This is a genomic window from Steroidobacter flavus (assembly GCF_042651805.1).
Lineage (GTDB): Bacteria > Pseudomonadota > Gammaproteobacteria > Steroidobacterales > Steroidobacteraceae > Steroidobacter > Steroidobacter flavus.
The window spans coordinates 1650667-1674705 of sequence record NZ_JBHSDU010000003.1; the positions used below are offsets into that span (position 1 = coordinate 1650667).

Annotated in this window: 22 protein-coding genes; 10 read left to right on the plus strand and 12 right to left on the minus strand. The window is 61.6% G+C overall.

Annotation, left to right across the window (positions count from 1 at the left end; translation table 11 throughout):
• Positions 1-199 precede the first annotated feature (199 nt).
• On the plus strand, positions 200-3091 hold the full coding sequence (locus ACFPN2_RS12655) for a patatin-like phospholipase family protein (protein WP_380597008.1): 2892 nt from the start codon (positions 200-202) through the stop codon (positions 3089-3091).
• A gap of 82 nt (positions 3092-3173) precedes the next feature.
• Positions 3174-4352 (plus strand): DUF711 family protein, encoded by a 1179-nt coding sequence (locus ACFPN2_RS12660; protein ID WP_380597010.1) that lies wholly within the window; start codon positions 3174-3176, stop codon positions 4350-4352.
• Here the strand turns inward: ACFPN2_RS12660 and ACFPN2_RS12665 are convergent.
• Positions 4336-4662 (minus strand): hypothetical protein, encoded by a 327-nt coding sequence (locus ACFPN2_RS12665; RefSeq protein ID WP_380597012.1) that lies wholly within the window; start codon positions 4660-4662, stop codon positions 4336-4338. The genes ACFPN2_RS12660 and ACFPN2_RS12665 overlap by 17 nt on opposite strands.
• Positions 4663-4858: 196 nt before the next feature.
• Between ACFPN2_RS12665 and ACFPN2_RS12670 the strand changes: the two genes are divergently transcribed.
• On the plus strand, positions 4859-5476 hold the full coding sequence (locus ACFPN2_RS12670) for a hypothetical protein (RefSeq protein WP_380597014.1): 618 nt from the start codon (positions 4859-4861) through the stop codon (positions 5474-5476).
• Here the strand turns inward: ACFPN2_RS12670 and ACFPN2_RS12675 are convergent.
• Genes ACFPN2_RS12675 through ACFPN2_RS12685 form a run of 3 tightly spaced genes read right to left on the minus strand, consistent with a single transcriptional unit; the run spans position 5473 to position 10843 of the window.
• On the minus strand, positions 5473-8091 hold the full coding sequence (locus tag ACFPN2_RS12675; protein WP_380597016.1) for a GAF domain-containing hybrid sensor histidine kinase/response regulator: 2619 nt from the start codon (positions 8089-8091) through the stop codon (positions 5473-5475). The genes ACFPN2_RS12670 and ACFPN2_RS12675 overlap by 4 nt on opposite strands.
• A gap of 59 nt (positions 8092-8150) precedes the next feature.
• On the minus strand, positions 8151-9440 hold the full coding sequence (locus tag ACFPN2_RS12680) for a serine hydrolase domain-containing protein (RefSeq protein ID WP_380597018.1): 1290 nt from the start codon (positions 9438-9440) through the stop codon (positions 8151-8153).
• A gap of 11 nt (positions 9441-9451) precedes the next feature.
• Positions 9452-10843, minus strand: coding sequence for a GntP family permease (locus tag ACFPN2_RS12685; protein ID WP_380597020.1), 1392 nt, complete (start codon positions 10841-10843; stop codon positions 9452-9454).
• A 98-nt stretch (positions 10844-10941) separates the two neighbouring features.
• Here ACFPN2_RS12685 and ACFPN2_RS12690 point away from each other — a divergent pair, with 98 nt between their 5' ends.
• Entirely contained in the window at positions 10942-12222 is a 1281-nt protein-coding gene (locus tag ACFPN2_RS12690) for a metal-dependent hydrolase (RefSeq protein WP_380597022.1), read from the plus strand.
• Here the strand turns inward: ACFPN2_RS12690 and ACFPN2_RS12695 are convergent.
• On the minus strand, positions 12203-12601 hold the full coding sequence (locus ACFPN2_RS12695; protein ID WP_380597024.1) for a hypothetical protein: 399 nt from the start codon (positions 12599-12601) through the stop codon (positions 12203-12205). The genes ACFPN2_RS12690 and ACFPN2_RS12695 overlap by 20 nt on opposite strands.
• A 166-nt stretch (positions 12602-12767) precedes the next feature.
• Between ACFPN2_RS12695 and ACFPN2_RS12700 the strand changes: the two genes are divergently transcribed.
• Positions 12768-13241 (plus strand): c-type cytochrome, encoded by a 474-nt coding sequence (locus ACFPN2_RS12700; protein ID WP_380597025.1) that lies wholly within the window; start codon positions 12768-12770, stop codon positions 13239-13241.
• 93 nt (positions 13242-13334) lie between these two features.
• Entirely contained in the window at positions 13335-13649 is a 315-nt protein-coding gene (locus tag ACFPN2_RS12705; RefSeq protein WP_380597027.1) for an antibiotic biosynthesis monooxygenase family protein, read from the plus strand.
• A gap of 90 nt (positions 13650-13739) precedes the next feature.
• Here the strand turns inward: ACFPN2_RS12705 and ACFPN2_RS12710 are convergent, their stop codons facing one another.
• Positions 13740-14360, minus strand: coding sequence for an FMN-binding negative transcriptional regulator (locus tag ACFPN2_RS12710; RefSeq protein WP_380597029.1), 621 nt, complete (start codon positions 14358-14360; stop codon positions 13740-13742).
• An 8-nt stretch (positions 14361-14368) separates the two neighbouring features.
• On the minus strand, positions 14369-16006 hold the full coding sequence (locus tag ACFPN2_RS12715; RefSeq protein ID WP_380597031.1) for a winged helix-turn-helix domain-containing tetratricopeptide repeat protein: 1638 nt from the start codon (positions 16004-16006) through the stop codon (positions 14369-14371).
• An 89-nt stretch (positions 16007-16095) separates the two neighbouring features.
• Between ACFPN2_RS12715 and ACFPN2_RS12720 the strand changes: the two genes are divergently transcribed.
• Complete coding sequence (locus tag ACFPN2_RS12720) at positions 16096-16320, plus strand: tautomerase family protein (RefSeq protein WP_129781067.1); 225 nt, start codon at positions 16096-16098, stop codon at positions 16318-16320.
• Positions 16321-16369: 49 nt separating this feature from the next.
• Here ACFPN2_RS12720 and ACFPN2_RS12725 read toward each other — a convergent pair whose 3' ends face one another.
• Complete coding sequence (locus ACFPN2_RS12725; RefSeq protein ID WP_380597033.1) at positions 16370-17260, minus strand: alpha/beta hydrolase; 891 nt, start codon at positions 17258-17260, stop codon at positions 16370-16372.
• A 195-nt stretch (positions 17261-17455) separates the two neighbouring features.
• Here ACFPN2_RS12725 and ACFPN2_RS12730 point away from each other — a divergent pair, with 195 nt between their 5' ends.
• Positions 17456-18361, plus strand: coding sequence for an alpha/beta fold hydrolase (locus tag ACFPN2_RS12730; RefSeq protein ID WP_380597035.1), 906 nt, complete (start codon positions 17456-17458; stop codon positions 18359-18361).
• A gap of 50 nt (positions 18362-18411) precedes the next feature.
• On the opposite strand, the gene ACFPN2_RS12735 is transcribed toward ACFPN2_RS12730, so the two are convergent.
• Together ACFPN2_RS12735 and ACFPN2_RS12740 are read right to left on the minus strand one after the other, a co-directional pair.
• A complete protein-coding gene (locus ACFPN2_RS12735) occupies positions 18412-19542 on the minus strand; it encodes an esterase (protein WP_380597037.1) in 1131 nt (376 codons plus the stop codon).
• 122 nt (positions 19543-19664) lie between these two features.
• The gene (locus tag ACFPN2_RS12740) at positions 19665-20465 is read right to left on the minus strand and encodes a nuclear transport factor 2 family protein (RefSeq protein WP_380597039.1); all 801 of its coding nucleotides are present in this window, start codon (positions 20463-20465) and stop codon (positions 19665-19667) included.
• Positions 20466-20579: 114 nt separating this feature from the next.
• On the opposite strand from ACFPN2_RS12740, the gene ACFPN2_RS12745 reads away from it, so the two are divergent.
• The gene (locus ACFPN2_RS12745) at positions 20580-21548 is read left to right on the plus strand and encodes a threonine dehydratase (RefSeq protein WP_380597041.1); all 969 of its coding nucleotides are present in this window, start codon (positions 20580-20582) and stop codon (positions 21546-21548) included.
• Positions 21549-21552: 4 nt separating this feature from the next.
• Here the strand turns inward: ACFPN2_RS12745 and ACFPN2_RS12750 are convergent, their stop codons facing one another.
• A complete protein-coding gene (locus ACFPN2_RS12750) occupies positions 21553-22332 on the minus strand; it encodes an MmcQ/YjbR family DNA-binding protein (protein ID WP_380597042.1) in 780 nt (259 codons plus the stop codon).
• A gap of 144 nt (positions 22333-22476) precedes the next feature.
• On the opposite strand from ACFPN2_RS12750, the gene ACFPN2_RS12755 reads away from it, so the two are divergent.
• A complete protein-coding gene (locus tag ACFPN2_RS12755) occupies positions 22477-23700 on the plus strand; it encodes a glycosyltransferase (RefSeq protein ID WP_380597044.1) in 1224 nt (407 codons plus the stop codon).
• On the opposite strand, the gene ACFPN2_RS12760 is transcribed toward ACFPN2_RS12755, so the two are convergent.
• On the minus strand, positions 23672-24004 hold the full coding sequence (locus tag ACFPN2_RS12760) for a YnfA family protein (protein ID WP_380597046.1): 333 nt from the start codon (positions 24002-24004) through the stop codon (positions 23672-23674). The genes ACFPN2_RS12755 and ACFPN2_RS12760 overlap by 29 nt on opposite strands.
• Positions 24005-24039 lie beyond the last annotated feature (35 nt).

Genomic DNA, 24039 nt, shown 5'->3' on the forward strand with positions numbered 1-24039 from the left:
AAAGGATATTTATACATTATATGGGTTGCGCCTCGAATCGCCTGCCGCTGCGTTACAAAGCTTGCCCATATCGACATATGGGCTGCGCTTTGTGCCTTGCTGCAGGCGATTGGAGGCGCAACGCAGCCCATCGAATGAGTTTTAGCAAGCCCCCGTCTGCAGGGCAGATCAAAACAAATATTCAGCGAAGGAATCCGCTATGTCAGAGCCGAGCACCCCTCCGGATATCACCAATCGCGCCACCTTCAACGAAGTGCTGTGGCGTGAGCTGCAGGCGTTGCGGCCGGAGTACTGCGCGTCGAAGTCGTTCGAACCGGCAAAATTCGATCCAGCACAGCTCGACGCCGCGGGCACCGATCCGCAGTACCAGGAAAATCTGCGCGAGTTGTTTCAGATGATCGGCACGGTCGATGCCGATACGGACTCCAGCAAGACCCAGCCGCCGCTATCGGCGCTGTGCCTGTCGGGCGGCGGCATTCGGAGCGCCACGTTCAATCTCGGCGTGTTGCAATCCCTGGCGAAGAACAAGCTGCTGCCGGAATTCGATTATCTCTCCAGCGTCTCCGGCGGCGGTTACATCGCCAGCTGGCTGCAGGCCTGGATTCATCATCAGCAGCAGGACACGGGCACGGCCAAGGACGTCTTCCAGGACCTGGGCGGCAAGCCCGAACAGCCGGTGAACCCGCTCGCACCCGAGCCAAAACCGGTCGATCATTTGCGCCAGTTCAGTAACTACCTCACTCCCCGCCTCGGTCTTTTCTCCGCCGACACATGGACCGCCGCGGCCATCTTCGTGCGCAATCTGCTGCTGAACTGGCTGGTGATCATTCCGCTGCTGGCGGCGCTGGTTGTGATTCCGCAGGGCGTGTATCTGCTGGTCCAGAGCACCGTCAGCCCCGGTCTGAGCAAAACGCTGCTGTACACCTCGATCGTCGTGGAGTTGTTGGCGAGCTTTTCGATTTATTACCACCGGCGCTTCGTGCGCGATCCCGATACGCCCTCGTCCCGTTATTCGTTGTTGTGTGTCCTGCCGGTCATCGCCGCGGTGGCACTGCTGTCGTTCACCGGGCTCGGCTATGCGAACGACCCGGCCGTCATTCTCGATGCACCGTTCTGGTCGGCGGACAACCGCCCGATCCTGATCTTCTCGGTACTCTGGTGCACGGTCATCCCCCTGGTCGGCTGGCTGGTCGTCGAGATGTTGTATCGACTGCGCCATGACATTCCGGCCGAGTGCGTGCACACCGGCAAGTTCGAGTTCGGCGCGCTGTTGATTTCCGGTCTCGCGATTTCATTCCTGCTGGCGCTGGTGATCCGCGGGCTATTGCTCCCGCTTTATAACCATCCCGGCCTGTACGTCATGCTGACCCTGCCGGCATTGCTTGGGTTGTATCTGCTGGCGCGCACGTTGTTCGTCGGCCTGGCGAGCATGAGCGAAACATTCGTCACCGGTGCCAAGCCGGCGCTGGTCAACGACGGCGACCGCGAATGGTGGGCCCGCCTCTCCGGTTGGATTCTCGCCATCGCGCTGGGCTGGATCGCCATCACCACGCTGTGTTTGTTCGGTCAGTATCTGTTCGACAAGATCTCCAACGCCGCGAAGCCGCTCGTTGCCGCAGCCGGCGGTATTTCCGGCATCGCCGCCGCGTTGCTCGGCAGCCGAGACAAAACCGCGACGACCGCGACCGATCAACCCTCGATCATGCAACGAGTCGGACTGGCACTGGCGGCTCCGATCTTCGTGGTCTGCGTCGTGCTGGTGATGTCATGGGCGACAGCGACGCTCGGTGGCTGGATCGTGACGAACGCGAATGTCACGGCCGAAAGAATCTTCACCGATCCGATGTTGCGTCAGCCGAACTTGCGGCACACCGGCTTCGAATGGTTCTGGGCACTGCCGTCCATCTTCCTGGGTGCGGCCTTGCTCATGGGCCTGATCGTCAACATCAACCGTTTCTCGTTGCACGGCTTCTATCGCAATCGACTGGTGCGCGCGTACATGGGCGCGTCTCACACCAATCGCAAACCCGATCCGTTCACCGGCTTCGATGCCTCCGACAACCTTCGCATGCACAAGCTGCGTCCCTCCAAAGGCGGGCAGCGTTTGTTGCCGCTGATCAATGTCACATTGAACATCCTGCGCGACGGCAAGCTCGCGTGGCAGGAGCGCAAGGCCGAGTCGTTCTCGATCACGCCTTACTACTGCGGCAACTTTCACGAAGGCTATCGCGCGTCGGAGGTTTACGGCGGACAGGGCGGCATCTCGCTCGGCACGGCAGTAACGATCTCAGGTGCCGCTGCCAATCCTCACATGGGGTATTGCTCGTCGCCGGCACTCGCGTTCGTGATGTCGCTATTCAACGTTCGTCTGGGCGCGTGGTTGGGCAACACCAACGCGCAAGGCGAGAAGGCCTATCGCCTGCCCGGCCCGCGCCAGGCGTTGTCGCCGATGCTGGGCGAGCTGTTCGGCTACACCACGCCGGACTTCAAGTACGTGAACCTGTCCGATGGCGGCCACTTCGACAATCTGGGCCTGTATGAAGTGGTGCTGCGTCGCTGCCGGTACATCATGGTCAGCGACGCCGGCTGCGATCCGGAGTCGAAGCTCGGTGACCTGGGCAACGCGATTCGCAAGATCCGCATCGACTTCGGGATTCCGATCAAGTTCGAGAAAGAAATCGAGATCTATCCGAACAGCGCCGCCAAACAAGGCCTGTACTGCGCGGTCGCACGCATCGACTACGATGCCGTCGACAAGGGCACGCCGCCGGGCCGGCTGTTGTACATCAAGCCCACGTTGCGCGGACGGGGCGAGCATCCGGTACCCTATGACGTGTACAGTTACGCCAGGACGGTCGACTCGTTCCCGCATGAACCCACCAGCGACCAGTGGTTCAGCGAGTCGCAGTTCGAGAGCTATCGGGCGCTGGGCTTTCATTCGCTGGAGCAGATCCTCCGCGGCTCGGCCCCTCAGGACTTTGGCGATTTCTTCGCGCGCGTCGCGAGCTATATGAGCCCGAGCAGGAAGCGTCGGGCATTCAAGGAACGTGAGGCCCTGCCCTCGTCCCGCACGTTACTGGATGACGAATGAGATTGATGTCATGCCATCACGGCGCGACATCTTCTGGTTGGTTGGAGTGGCAGGGTTATCCCTGTCGAAGGCGAATGACTCTGTGGCAGCATCAAGTTTGAATCCGGTGCGAGTGCGAACCATCACCGCGGGCGTGGAGCTCACGTCGGCGTTGGAACTGGAGCGGGTAGAAGCGGCAGTCGCATTTGTCACACGCGCCAAACAAGCTTTCGAGGCCGCGGGCTATGAGGTGCAGACGATTCGAGTGGCGGTGAATCCTGTCATTGCGTCGCTCGCACCGGCGGCGCGGGACAAGGCACTGAATCAGTTGCGTCGTATCGATGAGCTGGTCACCTCGCAAGGCGCGATCTTCAACATCGGACCTATCGTGACTGACGATCGCTCCGACAACAGCTTGGTGGAATGGGCCATCGCCTTGGTGAAAGCGACCAAGGCCATCAGCTTCTCCACGGCGATTGCCACACCGGACGGCGGCGTATTGCCGAAGACCGCGGCGATGAGCGCGAAGATCATGGTCGCTTTGGCCAACACGCTGCCCGGCGGACTCGCGAACTTCCGTTTCGCGGCGGCGGCAAACATTCCGGCCGGCACACCGTTCTTTCCAGTGGCGTGGCACCAGGGCCCTGAGTCGTTCGCGATTGGAATGGAAACAGCGTCCGTTGTTGAACGCGCATTCGCATCGGTGCGCGCCGGCGACGATGCCACCGAGAAACTGCGGAACGCGTTGGATGAAGTTCTCGCGCCCGTGGAAAAGCTCGCGACTCAGATCGCCCAGAGCGAGGGCCGCCAGTACCTGGGTATCGACGCGTCACCCGCGCCCATCAAAGATCGCAGCATCGCCGCTGCCATCGAAGCGCTCACTCGCACGCCGTTCGGTAGTGCCGGCACGCTCGAGGCCTGCTCAATTGTTACCGCCGCGTTGAAGTCCGTGTCCGTGCGTACCTGCGGCTATTCGGGACTCATGCTGCCTGTTCTCGAAGATCCGCTGCTCGCTCAGCGCGCCGGCGAGAATCGCTACGGTATTCGCGATGTGCTGCTGTACTCGAGCGTCTGTGGCACCGGTCTGGACGTCATCCCGATTCCGGGCAACACCTCGGCCGACAGCATCAGCGGCTTGCTTCGCGACGTCGCTGCACTCGCCACTCGCCTGCGCAAGCCCCTCTCCGCCCGGCTCTTCCTCGTACCGGGAAAAAAGGTCGGCGATATGGCGCGCTTCAACGATCCGGTGCTGACCGACTCGGTGGTCATGAAGCTGGATTGAGGCGGCTGAGCGCGAACACCGCCAGCAAATGAATGGCCAATGACAGCGCGAACGAGACGCCGAGGTAGCGACGATTGCGCAGCTGCCAGCGGGTCCAGGGATTCGGCCAGAAGTAATAAACCGCCGACGCGGTAGCCGCCAGAGCAAACAAAGCAAACGAGCTGCGCGCAGTGGCGCGAACGATGCCGCGAACTCCGTCGTCTGGAGTCGACGCCATCATTGCTTCCATGGTCACGACCAGAATCAGCCCGATGGTCACGGCGCCGACAATGGACCAGCCTTCCCAGGCATCCTTGGACTTCTTGTCCATATCCTCCGCTCCCCTTCGCGAGCTCCCCGCCCGGGGGCCCGTCTGTGCTGCGGTGATTCATCATACTCGTTTCACCGGCAGGCGAGTGTTGTTGGCCGGCAGTCCGTGGCGCGCCCTCGCCTGCCCGCTCTACAGTTATGTCACTGACACAGAGGCGGATTAACATTCGCGGTCACGATGTGACATTGGAGGGTCGATGCGGACTTTTTTTGTCAAGCTCGCCGCGCTGCTCGCCCTTGCTCCGGCCGCTGTGTTCGCCCACTCGACCGAAGAGGAAGTGACAGCCGTCTGGAAAGCGCAGCAGGTGAATTTCGAATACCGCGGCTACAGCACGATGTACTCGTGCCGGAGCCTGGAAGATAAACTGGAAATCATCCTGCGCACGGTTGGCGCCCGGGAAAACGTGCGCTTGCAGAGCTACGTCTGCAACGAGCAGCTGGGCATCGCTCGCTTTCAGATAGCGATGCAGTCGCCCGTGCTCGCGTCCGAAGAAAACATTCGCGAGCTGACCACCCATGATGCCAAGGACCAGCTGGTCGCCCGCGTGAATGGCGAGCAACTGCCCGGTGCCGCGGATCTGGAACGCTTCCCGGCCGTGTGGAAAGAGGTGTCGTTCGCTCGCAATCGAGACATGCGACTGGAACGCGGCGATTGTGAGCTGGTTCAGCAGTTGCGCCAGCAGATCCTGCCGCGCATGTCGGTGCGAATCGTCGTCGACAAGACCAACAGTTGCTCGTCGGCCTTTGGAAACGTCGGGTCGCCGCGCCTGACCGTGTCGGCGTTGGTCCCCGCGAAGGAGCCGATGAAGCGCTAGCTGCCGATCATGTCCCGAATCCGTTCCGCCAATGTTTCCAGCGCGAACGGCTTGGTGATCATTTGCATGCCCGGCGCGAGCAGATCGTTACTCACGGCGGCGTTGTGCGCATACCCGGTGATGAACAGTACTTTCAATCCCTCTCGGTGCGCACAGGCCGCGTCGGCCAGCTGACGGCCATTGAACCCCGGCAGGCCGACATCCGAGATCAACAGATCGATACGCACATCGGACACTAGAATCGCCAGCCCGCTCGGGCCGTCGACCGCCTGCAGCGAGCGATAGCCCATCTCGGCGAGCAGATCGACGACCAGATCGCGCACCACCTGCTCATCTTCGACGACCAGAACGACTTCCTCGCGAGCAGCAGGTAACAATGCGACGGGCGCGGTCTCGGGCTCTTGTGACGACTCATGCTCGCCGTGATAGCGCGGCAGATACAGCCTCACTGTCGTGCCCTTGCCCACGTCCGACTGAATCTTCGCGTAGCCGCCGGACTGTCGAGTGAATCCATAGATCATCGACAAGCCGAGCCCCGTGCCCTGACCGATGGGCTTGGTCGTAAAGAAAGGATCGAACGCGCGGCTCACCACTTCCGGCGACATGCCGACACCGTTGTCGCACACCGAAATGGCGATGTAGTCGCCCGGCATGACGTCCCGCAGCTTGGCTTCGTGCGGATCGGCGAGCTGTTCGTTGGAGGTTTCGATGATGAGCTTGCCGCCTTGGGGCATGGCGTCGCGGGCATTGATGGTCAGATTCAACAAGGCGCTTTCCAGCTGATTCTGGTCGCAGCGCGTGAGCCACACAGTGCCCTTTTCGACGAACTCCAGGCCGATGGCTTCGCCCAACGTCCGACGCAACAGCTCTTCCATGCCGAGGATCAATCGGTTCACGTGCACCGGGCGGGGGTCCAGCGCCTGCCGACGAGAGAATGCGAGCAGACGATGAGTCAGCGCCGCGGCTCGATTCGCTGCGGTCATCGCCGCCGACACATAAGCATTCACGTCGATCTGCTGACCGCGAGCGAGCTTTCTTTGCATCATGTCGAGCGAGCCGATGATGCCGGTGAGCAAATTGTTGAAGTCGTGTGCGATGCCGCCCGTGAGCTGGCCGACCGCTTCCATCTTCTGCGACTGACGCAGCGACTCTTCCGCCTCGGACAGTCGCTTCTGATCGCGGATCCGCTCGGAAACATCCTGCGCATACTGAAACGCGCCGATGACCTGTCCTGAAGGATTGCGCAACGAGGTGTAGGTGATCTCGTATTGGCGATCGAAGTCCCCTTCGGTCGGCGCGGTCGGTTCGATCAATGTGAACTCTTCACCGGCCAGCGCACGGCTCCAACGACTACCCGACAGTGCGAGCTGCTCTCGCTGCACCCTCAGCAGTTCCAGCAAGCTGTCACCAACTTCGGGCCGCACGCCGATACGCCGCTCGAAACGATCCGCGTAGGCTTTGTTCATCGCGAGGAATCGATAGTCATTGCCGACCGCCGCGACCAACGCAGTTACCGAGTCCAGCAACTCGCCCCACAGCTTGCGCTGAGCAACCGCATCTTCGACTCGCTGCTCGAGCGTGGCGTTGAGCTGTCGTAGCGCATTCTCGGCCCGCGCTCTTTCGACCGCCTCCCAAGTGCGCTCGGCAGTCTCGCGAGCCAATGTAACTTCGTCGTCAGTCCAGCGACGCGGATCTGCCTGGTGCACATAGAACGCACCGACCAGCCGCCCGCCTTTGATCAACGGCACCGTGATCCCCGAGCGAGCCCCGATGGCGGTATAAACATCCGCGCCGCTCGCATCCTGCGTCAGCGGATCGTTCGAACTATCTTCCATCCGCACCGTGCGACCGGCTTGCAGCTCTCGAACTAACGTCATGCCGAAATCAGTGAGCTGATGGCGGCCGGCGAGACTGCCCATGCCAGGCGCCGCCCAATCGCAGACGACCAGAGCGGACTTGCCGGATTGCTCGATCTCGCCGTAACCGACGCGCCCGGCACCGAGCTGTCGGCCCACCATTTCCGCCGCGGTCAGCATGATTTCCGAGGCGTCACTCAAGCTGCGCAGCTTGTCGCTCAACGCCAGCTGAAATGCCAGCTGCCGCTCGGCGCGCACCTTCTTGGTGGTCTCCACGCACAGAACCATGATGCCGCCGACACTGCTGGGCGCATCGGCATCGTCGATGGGACTGAAGCTATAGGTCCAATAGATCTCCTCGCGCTGACCGAAGCGCGGAATCATGACGAGATGATCTTCGGCCCAGGTCGCGCCCGCGCCCGACATCACACGCTCGATCTGCGGTCCCATGACAGACCAAGTTTCAGACCACACCTCTCGCAGCGGCGCACCGAGCATGGCCGGATGCCGCTCCGGGCCGAGCGAGCTCCGGTAAGCGTCGTTGTAAAAGCAAAGGAGGTCCGGCCCCCAGAAAATACAAGCCGGATGATGGGTCGTGAGCAGGATCCTGAGCGCGGTCCGCAACGATTGCGGCCATCGGTCGGGCGGCCCGAGCGACGTGCCGGCCCATTCGAACGAACGAATGAGCCCGCCCATCTCGCCGCCTCCACCCAGAAAGTCGGCAGATCCATCCACGCGCTTGACGAACGACAGGCTCACTTGCCGAAGCCTGCCGCCTTCCTACACGGCGGTCAACGCGCAAAGCGCGCGATTTTCCGCTACTGCATGGCTTGGTAAACCAGATTGCGCAACAACGATCTGTAGTGAGTGCGCAGCTGGATATCCGATGCCTGAAGCATCATGACAGCAACCAGTTTTTCCCGTGGATCGACCCAGAAATAGGGCCCGGTGGCGCCGCCCCAGTAATAGTCGCCTACGGAACCGGGCACCATGCTCCGCCCGGCTTCCTTACGCACACCGACGCCAAGCCCGTACCCTTGCCCGTATTGAGGCAAAGGTGCGGTCAATCCCAATTCCAAAGTGAAAGCACCGTAGCTCGCGTCGGGCGGCAGATGATCGCTGGTCATGAGCTCGACATTCTTTCGTGACAGCAAGCGAACACCATCCAGCTCACCGCCATTCAGCAACATCTGACCGAAGCGTGCGTAGTCCTCCGCAGTCGACAGCAGGCCACCGCCACCGGAGAACCACTTCGGCGGTTTCGCCGGGTTGTATCCAATGATGAGCGGCGGCGCGCCCGGGGCGGACTGCGCCTGTGCGAGGCGCGTTGTCTGTTCGCCGTCCAGCAGGAACGCGGTGTCAGGCATGCCGAGCGGTTTGGCGATACGCTCGACGATGAATCGATTCAGATCCAGGCCGCTTTGGACCTCCACGATCCGGCCCACCACGTCGTTCGACATGCTGTACTCGAACGCGGCGCCGGGCTGGAACGCCAGCGGCAATTGCGCCAGCTTGTCGATCATTTGAGCGTTGGTTTGTTGATCGTCCATCGTGCCGGCCGCGCGATAGGCCCGTTGCACCAACGAGTCGCCGAAGATGCCGTAAGTCATGCCCGAGGTATGACGCATGAGATCCTGGACCGTGATCTCACGACGCGCCGGCTCGAGCACCAGCCGTCGCTCGCCGCTGCCTTCCTTGACCTCGACGCCGACCTGCAGGTTCTTGAGCTGCGGCAGATAGACGGACGCAGGATCCATCAACTGCAACTTGCCTTCCTCCGCCAGCATCAATGCCGCGACGATGGTGATCGGCTTGGTCATCGAGGCGATACGGAAGATCGAGTCGGGGCGCATCGTGCTGCCCGCCGCGCGATCCTGGAATCCGAAACTCTGGGAATACGCGACCTTGCCGTTCCGCACGATCATCACGACCGCACCGGGGATCTTGCCGCTCTGAACGTCGGCGTTGAACGCGTCGGTCAGTCGTTGCAAACGTTGCGAAGATAAGCCGACGGTTTCGGGCTTCGCAGCCTTGGGCAAGGGAGCTGCAATGGCTGCTCCGCTGAGGGTCAGTGCCGTCGCCAGCATGCCGCTTACAAGTCTGTTCATGCTTCGTATGCTCAAACGATGCCGGTGGCGTAGTACACGCCGATGACGAAGAACACGGCCAACGTCTTCACACAGGTGATGGCGAAGATGTCTTTGTACGATTGCCGATGGGTGAGGCCGGTGACCGCCAGCAACGTGATGACCGCGCCGTTGTGAGGCAATGTATCCATGCCGCCACTGGCCATGGCCGCTACTCGATGCAGCACTTCTGGAGGAATGCCCGCCGCTTGCGCCGCCGACATGAAATGTTCAGACATGGCAGCCAGCGCGATGCTTAGTCCGCCCGATGCGGAACCAGTCACACCGGCGAGTGTCGTCACGGTGATTGCTTCGTTCACCAGCGGATCGGGAATCGACATCAATGCGTTGCGAATGATGAGGAAGCCCGGCAGCGCTGCGATGACGGCCCCGAAACCATATTCAGATGCAGTGTTCATCGACGCGAGCAATGCGCCACCGACAGCGGTCTTGGTCCCCTCGGCAAACTTGGTAACAACGGGGCGGAACGCAAACAACAGCACCGTCAGGATGCCCATCAACAATGCGGCCATCACCGCCCAGATCGCGACGACGCTCGAGAGCTGCGTGACCAGGGGCTGAGCGAGCCCTGCGAGGTGCGTCTCAATCGTCGGCTCGTAAAGACGCGGAATGAGCCGCGTAAGGAACAGGTTGGCAATGCCCACCACCAGCAGCGGCAGGATGGCGATCAACGGATGTGTGGTGTTTCCAGCTGTGACTTGCTCGGGCTCGTTGCTATGGCCGGTGCCGTAACCCTCGCCACTGCGCACCGCCTGCCGACGCCGCCACTCCAGATATAACAAGCCGCACGTCAGAATAAATACGCCACCGATCGTGCCCAACAGCGGCGCGGCCCACGTGGTCGTGCCGAAGAAGGTGGTCGGAATGATGTTCTGGATCTGTGGCGTGCCGGGCAGCGAGTCCATGGTGAACGTGAACGCGCCCAAGGCAATCGTGCCTGGGATCAGTCGTTTCGGAATGTCCCCACGACGAAACATCTCGGCGGCGAACGGATAGACCGCGAACACCACGACGAACAGCGAAACGCCACCGTAAGTCAGCAGGGCGCAGACCAGGACGATGGAAAGAATCGCGCGCTCCTGCCCAACCAGCCGGATTACGGCCGCGGCGATGGATTGCGAGAACCCCGACAGCTCGATCAACTTGCCGAACACCGCGCCGAGCAGGAACACGGGGAAGTACAGCTTCAGGAAGCCGACCATCCGCTCCATGAACAGGCCGGTGAACACCGAAGGCACGGCGGCAGGATCGGTCAGGAGCACCGCCAGCAGAGCCGCCAGCGGCGCGAACAAGATGACGCTGTAACCGCGATACGCGGCCAGCATCAGCAATACCAACGCAAGCAGGACGATGGCAAAAGTCATTGCGCCCCTCACGGCGCAATCGCTATCGCGTCTGGCCGCCCCCTGAATTAATTCATCAGATGATGATTTTCAGTGAGCTTGCCTCGGCGGGGCGGCGCGTGTCAACCGATGTGCGGTATCAGTACACTGGCCGGATGGATAACGTCACTCACACCATCATCGGCACGTTGGTTGGTGAGGTTGCCGCCCGGGTCGCGCCCAGCCGGCGCAGTACCCTGCCGGCGACCACTCGTCGCAACCTGTGCGTCACGCTGGCCGCGATCGGCAGCAATCTGCCCGATGCCGATCTGTTGTATTCCTTCTTCGACGGCAAGCTGAACTATCTGCTACATCATCGCGGCCACACGCATACGGTTTTGATCGCACTTCTGCTGGGCCTGGCGACCCTCGCGGTCACACGCTGGTGGCTACGCCGACGCGGCTTGCAAGCATCATCGCAGGACTACGCGCTGCTGACCGCAGTCCTGTTGTTCACGCCGTTGCTTCACATCGCGATGGACTTCACCAATAACTACGGCGTGCATCCATTCTGGCCGGTGGACAATCGCTGGTTCTATGGCGATTCGGTGTTCATCATCGAGCCGCTGTTCTGGGCCGCCTGTGCCCCGCTCGCTTTCATTTTCAGGACTCACATCGCGCGGTTCCTGGTGCTGCTGCTCATGGTGGCGGCGATCGCGCTGTGCTTTTTCAGCGGCATGGTGCCGCGACCGTTGGCGGTCGTTTGTTCCTTACTGGTCGCGGCGATGCTCTTGATCGGGCAACGCGCGCCCAACAAGGTTGCGCTGGCGGCCGGCGTCGCTGTATGGCTGGGAGCAACCGCGATGTTCGTCATCACGGCAAACATGGCGAGATCGCGAATCGATGCGATCGCCGCTCAACAGTTCCCGGACAGCCCGCTGCTCGATCGCATCGTCACGCCCATGCCCGTTAATCCGGCGTGCTGGGAAGTGATGATGTTACAAAAGGAATCGGACCAGGCTGTCGTGCGACGAGCGATGCTGGCGATGTTCTCCGCCTGGCTGACGGCCGATCAATGTCTCAGCCGCAGCCTCGATATCGAAATCACCGCGCCGCTCGTGTCTGTTCCCAAAGAAAGCACCGAGCAGGTGAAATGGTATGGGCAGATCGGTTCGCCCATCGATCGACTCGCGGAGATCGCGCGGACCCATTGCGAAGCGGCCGCTGCGTTCCGCTTCATTCGCATGCCCTGGCTCGCCAACGTCAAGGACGGGCTGGTGCTCGGCGACCTGCGCTATGACCGCGAACCGGAGCTGGGATTTGCGGAAGTCGTGATCGGCGATCAACCCCACTGTCCGCGATGGGTGCCGAACTGGGTCGAGCCGAGGCGCGACCTTTTGGTTACTGACGCTTGGCCGTGAACGTGCCTTCGCCGAACTGACCGAACACCGCCTTACCCTTCATGGTGTCGCCCGCCACCGTGCCGGTGTAGTCGAACTTCATGTCGGTGCCCTGGACCTTGAGGATGAAGTCGAACGCCACCGCCTCGCCGTTGACCTTTCCCGTGTAAGGAACGGGGCCGGCCTGACCGGTGATCGTGCCAGCCAGCGCCGAGCCGGTCTGGCGCACGATCATCTGCGCATCCTGCGTCCCCACGCGACTGTCGGTCGTCAGCACCCAAGTGCCGGTGAGATCCGCCGCCTTCTGCGCCGGCGGCGCGGGCGGTTGGCTTGGAGTGCTGGCGCAGGCGCCCAACACAGCGGCGACGGCCGCGATTATCCATGCTCGTGTCTTGTTCATTGCTTGCTCGCTTCAATTCGAGCCCGGAGCATAGCCGGTAACAACCGGGTCAAGAAACGCCGACGTGATTAGTGCATAACAGAAAAGTCAGCACACCGTCAGGCGAAGTTGGATAAGCTTCGGCCGTTTCAAGCCCAGCCCTCCATTGCATAGCCAGGTGTCATCCATGAATCGAGTGCTTCGTTCCGCCGTGTTTGCGACCTTGCTGGCCCCCGCCCTCGCGCTGGTGGCGGCCCAGGCCTCCGAGCCGGCCAATGTCAAAGAGCTGCAGAAGGCCCGTCACGATCACTATCACGAGCTCGGCGATTCCTTCAAAGTGATCCGCGATCAGATCAAGACCGACAAGCCGGATCTGGCCGCCATCAAGAGCGCCGCGAAAGTGGTGAACGATGCTTCGGTCAACCAGGAGAAGTGGTTCCCGGCGGGCTCCGGCCCGGAAGCCGGCAAAACGCAGGCGAAGGCCGAGATCTGGAGCAAGCCGGCCGAGTTCAAGACCGCGATCAAGAATTTCGCCGACGCCGCTCCGAAGCTGCAGACCGCCGCCAACAGCGGTGACGTCGCGGCCATCAAGACCGCGTTCGCCGACACCGGCAAGACCTGCAAAGGTTGCCACGAGACGTTCCGCGCCGAAGAGCACTGATCGTTTCGTTAGATTCGCACTCGCCACGCCCGGGCAAGCGTAAGCTTCCCGGGCGTGTTTGTTTCCATTGGGGCTCAAGCAGGAAGAGATCTCATGATCATTCGCGAATGGCGAGGTCGCGCACCTCGCGCCAGAGCTGGCGAATATCCAACTCACTTTCTCACACGCGTCGTACCGGAACTGCGCGACGTCCCGGGCTTTCTGGGTGCGACGCTGAGCAAGCGTGAGGATGGCGAACGCGTAGAGTTCGTGGTCCTGACTCGCTGGAGCTCAATGGACGCCGTTCGCGCGTTCGCCGGCGCTGATCTCGATCGAGCGGTCGTTGAGCCCGGAGCCGTCGCGGCGTTGAGCGACTACGATCGCACGGTGCGTCACTACGAAGTGGTGGAGGACGTTACGCCGAAATAGATGCGGCCAGCCCGCAGAAACGTCGAGAGTTCACCGCCTCCCTCGCCGGCAGTTCAGACAGGCTGATCCTGGCGAATCAACGAACGCGTTTTATTCGCCGAGCGCTCGCCTCATCGCCGACGCCAGATCCTTACATCCTCTTTCATCCAGCGCACTCACCGTGCCGTTGAAGTCGCGAGGCTCACGATTCTGGCTGAGCTTGCGCTTACCCTCCAGGCGCGTGAGCTCGACCTCGATGCCGACGATGTGACTCAACTGCTCCGCTATGTAATCCTCAGGGGCATCGGTCATCTTCCAGGGTTGCGGCTCGCCGCCCTCATGAGTTCGGGTCAACCGCGCCACCACGCCACGAACGAATTTCTCATCGTCACGCACATGAATACGACCATGCGCATGCACGACCTCGTAATTCCACGTCGGCACATGCCGATGCGTTTCCTGTTTGGTCGGATACCAGTTGGGCGAGATGTACCCCTGCGCGCCCCGGAATACTACCAACACCTCCGCACCTTCATTCACTTCACGCCAGATCGGATTGGCACGCGCCACATGCGCCAGCAACGCACTTCGCCCCTCATCCAGAAGAAAGGGCAGATGGTTGGCTTCGAGGCCGCTGGATGTATGGGTCACCAGCATGCCCAACGGATGCTCGCGCATCAGACGAAACAATTCCTCAGACCGGGACTCAGCAAACTTCTCTGGCAGATACATACGAGATCCTATCGAAACCCCAACTCCACCAACGCCCGAGCCAACCGGGCGCGCATCGGCTCCGACTTCATCGGAAACGACTGAAAGAAAACTTCGCGCGTCAGCCCATCGTTGCGCTGGCGCACGTTGTCCGCCCAGAAGGCGGCGCGAGTCGTGTCGCCGACGAGTGTGTGAGCGGCGGCGGCAATCACGCGAATCAGCACGTGCGCGCCGGGCGAGCGGGCGCCGCGTTCGGCCCAATGGGCGGCCTGGTCGTCTTCGTTGGACGCCAAATGAGTCAGTGCGCGCGTGGCGAGCATCGCGTAATGCAGTGGATCGAGCGGGCTCAGGCGCATGGCCAGATCGACATGCTCGCGACCGTCGACGGCCTTTCCCGATAACGCCTCCGTCCACGCGCGAGCGTAAATGCCCTGCGCATAGTGAGGACTGATATCGGTCGCGCGTTCGAGCCAGCTCAAGCTGGTGTCGAGATCGCCTTCGAGCCAATAGGTGCGCCCCATGGTGAAGTTGACGAAAGGATCGAACGGATCGAGCTCGAGGCCGCGCTCGGCGAAGCGACGTGCCTGAGCGATCGCGCCGGGAATGTCGTCGGTGTAATGCATGAACGCACTTTGGAAATGAACGAACGACAGGCCCGCGTTCGCGCGAGCGAACGTTGCGTCCAGCCCCACCGCCCGCTGGAACAGATTCATCGCCGCGCTGTTATCGACGCGATTGAATCGATACAAATGCTGTAAGCCCAGATGATAGGCAGACCACGCGTCCAGATTCTCGACAGCGGCGAGGCGCGCGAGCGAAGCCTCGTGCAAGGGAATGCGAATCTCGAGCGCCATCAGCACCTGGGATCGAATCTGCTCACGCATCGCGTGCACATCGTCGATCCGACCGGAGAAACGATCGGCCCAGATGACGGCGCCGTCACTGGTGTCCACCAGATCCACCAGCACCACCAGCCGATCCCCGGAGACCTCGACCGTCCCTGACAGGCAATAACGGACGCCGAGCAAACGCCCGATGTCGCCGAAGTCAGCGTCCGGCGCGCGAAGGCGGAACGATGAGCCGCGAGCCGTGACGAGCAGCCATCGCAATCGCGCCAGGTCGGTGATCAACTCATCTGGTAGCGCGCTCGCCAGCGCGGCATACCGTTCATCGCCAGCAACGTAACGAAACGGCAGCACCGCGAGCGAGGGCCGGGACATCCGGTCCAGGCGGTGGACCATTTCCACCAGGCCAGGATCGGGCCTATGCGATCCGATGGTTGGCAGCGGTGCCGACGCCGCAGTGCGCGCGGCCTTGGCCACGAAACGATAGCCGTGACCGTGCAGTGTTCTGATGTATTTCTGTGACTTACCGTCATCGCCCAGCGCCTGGCGAGCGGTCTTCACCCGGCTTGCCACCGCCGCCTCCGAGACGACGCGGCCGTCCCAGATCTTTTCAATGATTTCGTCCTTCGAAACCGCGCGCTCGCCGTTTTCGACCAGCAGCGCGAGCAATGCGAACACCTGCGGCTCGAGGCTCACGACCTCGCCGTCCGCCCGCAGCTCGACGGTCGCCAGATCCAGCTCGAACCGATCGAAGGTGTAGCGCATCGTGCCGCTAGGATACGGCAGCGCCTCGATTCCCAACAATCTCCAGGATTTCTCCATGCCGTCTGCAAGCTTCGCCGGCCTCGGCGTGACACGATTTCCTCACTGGCCCCGGAATCGTCCGCCCAGACCCATGTCAGGAGATGACCATGCCCCTCGTTACTATCGATGTGATCAAAGACGTCTTCACGCCCTCGCAGAAGAAAGACCTGATTGCCAAGGTCACCGAAGCGATGATTGCGGTGGAAGGCGAGAACATGCGGCCCGTCACCTGGGTTCGTATCAACGAATTCGAAGGCGGCGATTGGGCCATCGGCGGCAAGGCATTGAGGGCTGCCGATGTTCACGCACTCGCGGCAGGTAAGGCAGCTTAGAGCTTCGATCGTTTCACGGCTCGATGCTGGCCGGTCGAGCCGTGGAACATTAGTGAGGTTCGAAGACGAACCGCAACGTGTCGGTCACTGCGCGGGCCGGCACAGTCATGTGACCTTCTTCCTCATATCGCCGGAAGCGCGTGCGCAGACCGTAACCCGACAGTTGTTCCATCCGGTTCGCGAAGGACTCCGCACCGTATGGATCGTCATCGACGTCGCGTCCGCCGACGACCACCAATAGCCGACTCGTCTTGCCGACCTTGCCACTCGCCAACCGCGCGGCGAATGCACGCTCTTCCGCAAGCACACCCTGTTCGTTCCATTCCAGCGACGGGCTCGCAGCGACAATCGACTCGAATGCCTGCGGTCGTGAATACAGCGTGTGAAGCGCGAGCAGTCCGCCCAGCGAATGACCGAACAACGATTGTCTGTTCAGATCGATCTTGTAGCGTTTGCTGATTTCCGTGCGCAGCTTGCCGGTGAGGAAATCGAGAAACGTATCCCAACCACCACTCTTGTACTTCGCCAGCCCCTTCCATCGCGCGGGCGGCGGATCCAGCATCGGCATGGTGTAATCGTTGAGGCGTCGCAGGTCATAGGCCAGATCAGTCGGATATCCCACGCCGACGATGATCGACTTGCCAAGATCAAACCGCTCCTGGATTCGCCGCGCTTCCGCGAAGCCGGCGAACGACGCATTCCCATCCAGTACATACAACACGGGATAGCCATCCGCCGGCGGGTCGGCCGCGGGATAGGAAACGAAGATGCGATAGATCTCGCCGCCGGTGGATGTCATCTCCCACATGTGCGTCGATGGCATTGTGTAGCCGGGCGTGGCCGCGGGCGTTGTTTGCTCGGCTCGCGCTGCCGGCGCAGACAGAATCAGAGTGACCGCGACCATTGACGCAAGTCGCATCCACAAGCTCGAACGAATCATTGTCATCTCACCTCTCGGACGCCCAGCGAGGCCGTTTGATCCGGATCGCTCGATGCCGGATGCCCAATGGAAACGCGTCCTACCGGCCGGCGCCACGGCGGCGGCGGGTAGCGGAGGGAATATTTCGGGTAAGCGAGCCGGAACGCCGGATCGGCCGCTGCGTTAACGTTGATGGTCGAGGAAAGGAGTTCGGACATGCGCCCAGCGACCCGGCAACGAATTCGCCTGTCCGGCGGCACGGAGTTGTCCTTCATTACGGCTGGTGACGCATCCAAGCCGGCCGTGTTGCTCCTGCATGGATTTCCGAACGCCGCGCGAATGTTTCGGAAGGTGATGGTCGAGCTGTCTGAAGTTGCTTACCTCGTCGCGCCAGATCTGCCCGGCTTCGGTGAGTCTGACGCCCTGCCTACAGCCTCATTCCCCGCCTTCGGTGCAGCGATCTCGGAATTGCTGGAGAAGCTCGCGATCGGGGCGCGCTACATCTACCTTCATGATTTCGGTGCGCCCGTGGGATTTCACATCGCCCTGCAAGCGCCCGAAAAAGTGCTGGGTCTCATCATCCAGAACGCCAACGCTCATCGAACCGGCCACGGGCCGGGATGGGCGGCGACTCAAGCCTATTGGGCGCAGCCAACCGCGAAGAACGAGGCGGAGGCGACAGCGCATCTAACTTTCGAGGGCACGCGCGACCAGTACATCGCCAATGTCCCGTCCGACGTGGCCGCGCAAATCTCTGACGAAGAATGGAAGGAAGACTGGCGCGTGATGTGCTTGCCGGGCCGAATGGAGACGCAACGAGCGCTCATAGCGGACTATGGGCGCTACGTTGCGCGCTTCGATGACATCACAAACTATCTCGAACGCTGGCAGCCACGCTCACTAATGCTCTGGGGCCGGCACGATGCCTTCTTCGACATCGCCGAAGTCGAATCGTGGCTGCGAGACCTGCCGAGAATGGAAGCTCACATCTTCGACGCCGGGCATTTGTTGCTCGAAACTCACTCGGCCGAAGCGGCTTCGCTAATACTCGACTTCATCGCGAGTTCGCGACCACCAGCCCGCCGACAATCGCCGCCATCCCCACCAGTTGCACCGCCGTGAGCGAATAGCCGAAGACAAGATAGTCGAGCAAGCCGTTCCGATCAGGATCGTCAGCGAAACAGTCGCGGCGCCAGATCGTTCAGGCTGCGCCGCCAGGTCTGCCATTCGTGAGCGGTGCCGTCGGATTCGAAGTACACCAGCTGCACACCGGCTGACTTCAACGCTTTGACGGCACCGCCGATGCTGGTGCGAAACATTTCGGGTTCGGCGGTCCCGACGCCGACCCAAAGCAGTCGGACGCGTTTGTTGAAAGCGGCGGGATCCGAGAACATGCCGCCGTAGGCCGTCTTGGTATCGAACGGCCCGTCCATCGAGATTTCCGAAAAGTGGCTCAGGTCGGCGTTGCGGATGATGGGTCCGCTGAGGTTGGCGAGGTAGGCGAATTTGTCGAGGTGATGAGAAGCGATGAAGAATGTTTGCATGCCACCCATCGACAATCCCGCCATCGCTCGATGATCGCGGTCTGCGAGCGTGCGATAGGACGCGTCGATGGTCGGGATCAGATCGTCGACGACGATTTTCTCGAAGGCGCTGAAGGCAGCCTGGACGTTCTCCTGCCGGATATCCGGCGTCGCCGGGGTTGCGTAGCCGCGTTCCATCACCACGATCATCGGTCGCGCTTTGCCGGCGGCGATCAGATTGTCAAGAATGAATTGCGCACGGCCTTGTCGTGTCCAGCCCGTCTCGTTTTCTCCTGCGCCGTGTTGTAGATACAGCACGGGGTAGCGAGCCTTCGAGTTCTTATCGTATTCGGCAGGTGTATACACAAGCGCTCGGCGCCATGCGCCGGTCGACTTTGAGAAATATGTTTTCTCTCGTACCTCGCCGTGCGGGACGTCCTTGATGGCGTAGTAATCGGCGCCCTGCTCCGGGACTTCCAAGCCGCCGGTCGGCTTACCGTAACCGAAGAATGTGTCGCTGGTCGGATCGTTGACCTGAAGACCGTCGACGACGAACCAGTAGTAATGAAATCCGGGCACGGCCGGCGGCGTGGTCACGCTCCAGATACCGTTGGCATCCTTGGTCATCTGGAACGGACCGCTGCCCAATCCATCGCCACCCGCGACCGCCACGCTGCGCGCCTCGGGCGCCTTCAGCGAGAAGGTGATTCGTTTGTCGGGATGAACGATGGGCGCCTTGGCGGCGGCGGGCTCAGCCGCGCATGTAACCGTTGCGAGCATAAATTGCGCAAGCAAGAGGACAGCTGCGCCAATAGATAACTGCTTCATGGCGGAGGATCGCTTGGCTTCCAAGAAGGGAGACTATAGCTGAGTTCGCACGAGCGGCGCAGATCTGCGCAACGTCACTTGCTTCGCTGGGCCCGCTCGCTTACCGCTCCGTTCTCGTAGACCGCCAGACCCTGCACGGTGCCGTTCCCGGTCATTTCGAACTCGAAATGGATGTCTCGCTCCTTTGCGAAAAATCGAGTGGGCGTTTCCGCGTACAGCGTGGCGACGAACGACCCGGCCGTCAGCTGGAGATGATCGCCCTCGCGGACCACGGCGATCGGCCCTGCTCGCTCGGCGATGTACTGGCCGGCGTATTTGTCCAACGTAGCGCCGGGCAAGGTGAGCGAGCTTGTGGGCGGAATGTAAGGTGGCGCCGCATGCGCGTAGCTGAGGATGCGATGCATGCGCCAGCGACCTTCGTCCTGCTTCCACACGGTGACGAATTCAGCTTGGCTGCCGACACGCTCCTGCTTGCCCGGCTGGTTCACATAGAAACGATGTTCGCCGGACAGGATGGCGTAACCGCCAGCGAGCGGCTGAAACTTCTGACTGCCGTTTACAAGCTCGCGCCGGAGGCGCAGCGTACGATCTCCGCACGGGCCTTTGCGAAGCGATTCCACCACAGCCGATCGCGAGACGGTCAGTCCCGTGACATCGTGATAGAACTCCACGTCGTCGGTCAGCAACTCGCCCATGCGCTCCATGTCGCAATCGTCGTACGCGCGCCAGAAGCGCGCGTCCGCTGCCGTTACGTCCTGCTCCACCGTGGCGGCGCCGTATGACAGCTTTACAACGAGTAGAAGAATGGGAATGGCGAGCCAATGTGCTTTCAAGGTCATGCGCTTCTGACGCCTGGCGGCGGCGCCGGGTTGCATCCCATTCGTTCCCCCGGCGCAAAATCGTGCCCGCCGGGGTAGTGATGTGAATGAATATGGCTCTGACCTGCCTATACACTGTCAGGACCAGCCCGGCGCCAGGATCGTCCGACCATGATCTTCACCCGCGAATCTATCGAGAGTGCCAAGCGAACCGTGTACGCGGCCATGCCGCCGACACCTCAGTACAACTGGCCTTTGCTGAAACAGGCACTGGGATTCGACGTCTGGGTCAAGCATGAGAATCACACGCCGCTAGGCGCGTTCAAGGTGCGCGGCGGATTGACCTATGCGGACTGGCTGCGCAGAACTCATCCTGACGTGCGACATGTGATCAGTGCCACTCGAGGGAATCACGGGCAGTCCATCGGTTTCGCAGCCCGACAGCACGGGTTGAAAGCGACCGTCGTTGTCCCTCACGGGAATTCCGTCGAGAAAAATGCAGCGATGCGTGCGTTGGACGTCGAGCTCGTGGAGCACGGTGAGGACTTTCAGGCGTCTTCGGAGCACGCCGCTGTGCTTGCGAAGCGTGACGGTCTGCACCGTGTTCCCTCGTATCATCCGGAGCTCGTGCGCGGCGTCGCCACGGCCTACGTGGAGTTTTTCGAGGCATTGCGCGAGTCGCCGCCCGATGTTTTGTATGTTCCGATCGGGTTGGGTTCAGGCATCACGGGCGCCTCCGTAGCTCGGGCCCATTGTGGCGTGAAGACTCGTTTGATCGGCGTCGTCTCAACCTTGGCGCCGGCCTATCAAAAATCATTTCAAAGCGGTGTCGCCATCGACGCCCCGGCCACCACGGCCATCGCCGACGGCATGGCCTGCCGATCCGCCGTGCCCGAGGCGCTCGAGATCATTCGGCGTGAAGTCGAGGATGTCATCGCCGTCAGCGATGAAGAGGTCGCGAGTGCGATGCGCCTCATCTACACCTCGACCCACAACGTCGCCGAAGGCGCCGGCGCAGCGGCGCTTGCGGCCGCGATTCAGCAGAATGATCGGTGGGGCGGAAAGCGGGTTGGCGTGGTGCTGTCGGGCGGGAATGTGGACGCGAGTGTTTTAGCCCGGGTGCTAAAGAACGAACAGTGACGCGTCAGGCATCCAGCGCCCTCAGCATTCTGCCGAGCGCGAAGTGTCGATAGCTGAATAGCGCGAGCGAGCGGATCTCGCGCCAGTTCGCACTCTTCGTAACATCGAGCGCGATCCAGCCGTTGTGCCCCAGATACGCGGGAATACTGAAGCTGGGATCGCGAATCAACAGCGCCTGTTGATCGACACCCACCCAGAACGCGAGCTGGAGCTTGCGATCTGCTCGATAACAGTAGGCCTGCGCAAACACCTTCTTGCCCGCGCGCCACACCGGGTTACCAAACTGTTTGTCCTCACTCGTCTCGGGCAGTGAGAGACAAACGTCGCGCAGCTCCTTCAATACCGCCTGCGCACGCTTGGACTGCATTGGATCGATATCTTCCGGCTTCAACGTCGCGGTGGGTGGCGAAATCTCAACGGTGGCACCGAGCGATCTCGTGAGCGCTGCCGGCGCGACCTTGGTATAGGCCTCGCGCACCAGCCGGGCGACCGTTTTCCAGGAAATGCCCTTGTCGAGATTGACCCCCAACCAGCCGCGAGGGCCCACATAGGGCGGCACGAAGAAGTGCTTCGACTCCTGCTTCACATAGTGAGGCTGCGCGCCTTCAGGCGCGTTCAGCCACAACGCGATACGACCGTCGCCGTGGTGATTGATGACGTAGGTCGCGAAGGTCTTGCCCTTCACTCGGAAATCGGGGGACCCATGCGAGAGCACTTCTTCGGTTTCAGGAAACCAAAGACAAATCTCTCGGACGGCCTGACTGATGTCCTTTTTCTTTGCCATGACCTGGCAGGACTGGGTGGGGTTACGCCGGGATCGCGAATCGTTCTCCGCTTGGCGTGATGAGAATATACCGCACCCGGGGGCTTGCAGGAAGGCCCGCGGCGTGACGCAGTATCGCCGGCCTTGCCGTAAGGAGGCCGTGACATGCGCATACTGTTGAGCACATTCGGATCGCGTGGGGACGTTCAACCTTTACTCGCCCTTGCCGTCGCATTACGCACCGTCGGCGCGGATGCCCGCGTGTGTGCACCTCCGGATGAAGAGTTTGTAAAACTTTTCGCCGACGCCGGCGTGCCGTTGCTGCCAGCGTTCAGGTCGGTGCGTGATTGGATTGCCGAAATGATTCCGAAGCGCGCGACGCTCTCTTTGCCCAAGCTCGCGGCCGAGGTGATGGCAGCTCAGTACGAAGCAATCAGCGCCGCGGCTCAGGGATGCGATGTGATGGTGGCGACCGGCCTCTTCTCCTCCGTGTCCGCCGCCCGATCCGTTGCTGAAAAGCTGGGCATGCGTTACGTGCACGCGGCGTATTGCCCGATATTTCTTCCGTCGCCGTATCAGCGGCCGTTCGAGTATCCGAATCATCCTCTTCCACGCGATGTGACCGACAATCAGGTGCTGTGGGATCGGGATGTGCAGGTGATGAATGAGGTGTTCGGCGAAGGGTTCAACGCCTTGCGTGTTTCGGTCGGACTGCCGAAGGTCGACAACATTCGCGACTACTGTCACGGCGATCAAGTGTTGCTTGCCGCCGATCCCGTGCTCGCGCCGTGGCGGCGGCCGGCGAAACTCGATGTCGTGCAGACCGGCGCTTGGATTTTGCCGGATGCGCGGCCGCTTCCTTCTGAACTGTTAACGTTTCTCGACGCCGGCGCTCCGCCCGTGTACGTGGGCCTCGGCAGTCTTCCCGCACCGAAGGACTTTGCTCGAATGGCAATCGATGTCGTGCGCGCCCAAGGCCGTCGCGTTTTGTTGTCGCGTGGCTGGGCGGAGCTCGCGTTGGTGGATGATTCCGACGACTGCTTCGTCATCGGGGAGATCAACCAACAAGCATTGTTTCCTCGCGTAGCCGCCGTCGTACACCACGGCGGCGCCGGCACCACAACCGCGGCCGCTCGGGCCGGCGCACCTCAGGTGATCGTGCCACAGATCGGCGATCAACCTTTTTGGGGCGGTCGAGTTTGGGATTTAGGCATTGGCTCGGCCCATGATGGACCGACACCCACAGCCGAATCCCTCTCCTCCGCTCTCGCGGCCGCGTTGAGTGATGGGACTCGGGCGCGAGCAGCGGCAGTTGCAGATACTGTTGTTGGTGATGGGGCGATGCGGGCGGCGCAGTGGCTTACGTCCGCCAGCCACCCACGACGATAATTCCCATTCCCACCAGCGAGACCGCCGCGCCGGCGAGGTCCCACGATGTGAGACGAACGCCGTCGATTTTCCACAGCCACAACAGCGCAACCGCGATATACACCCCGCCGTAAGCAGCATAGACGCGGCCTGCTGCGGCGGGGTGTAGTGAGAGGAGCCACGCGAATAATGCGAGGCTCAGCGCTGCTGGCACGAGCAACCAGGTGGAGGCGCCTTTCTTGAGCCAGAGATATGGCAGATAACAACCAACGATCTCCGCAACTGCAGTGAGCACGAAGAGCAGGAAGGCCTTGGCGATCAGCATGAGCAGCCGCCTCGTGCAGCCACGCTCATTTGCCT